Genomic DNA, 564 nt, shown 5'->3' with positions numbered 1-564 from the left:
AACATCTGGCTCGGCGTGGGATCGGTCGTGAACAGGCGGCTGACGTATCCCGTAGCGACCACTACGGCTTTGGCCTTCACGATGCGATAGGACGGCTCGTCGGAGGAAATATCGAGGGCCAGAGCGCCGGTGATGCCGTTATCGTCACGGAGCAGTTCCAGCACAGGCGAGTGGTTGACGATACGGACGCCTCGTTTCTTGGCCTGTTCCGTGAGCACCTTTTTTTGATTGTGGCCGTCATACTTGAGGAAAATTTTCGGACGCCCCGGATAGGCATGGCCTTCGAAGTGGAAATCCCCGGTGGGCTTCATGTTGATGCCCCAGTCATTCCACATGTTGACGATCGTGGGGCTGGTTTCCAGAAAACGCATGACAAGCGGCGTGTCGTTGCTGGTGGCGTTCTGGCTGTCCATAAATTCTTCATACACCACATCGATGGTGCCGTGCTTCTCCGGGATATAGCAGAGAAAATGATCGTTACCCGTGGCTCCCGCCCCGCTGCGCTTCGTGTTGGCCTTATCCAGCAAGGTTACGCTCGCGCCTTTGTCCGCCGCCGCAATAGCG

The 564-nt window shown here is 57.1% G+C and carries 1 protein-coding gene; it reads right to left on the bottom strand.

Features of this window, described 5'->3' with window-relative positions; all coding sequences use genetic code 11:
- Positions 1-564: FAD-binding protein (locus HMPREF0178_RS20235; RefSeq protein ID WP_009369407.1), on the bottom strand; the 564-nt coding region annotated here is incomplete at both ends.

It is taken from the genome of Bilophila sp. 4_1_30 (assembly GCF_000224655.1).
GTDB lineage: Bacteria > Desulfobacterota > Desulfovibrionia > Desulfovibrionales > Desulfovibrionaceae > Bilophila > Bilophila wadsworthia.
Note: the sequence above shows the minus strand (reverse complement) of the source record. Positions and strands in the feature narration are given on the sequence as shown.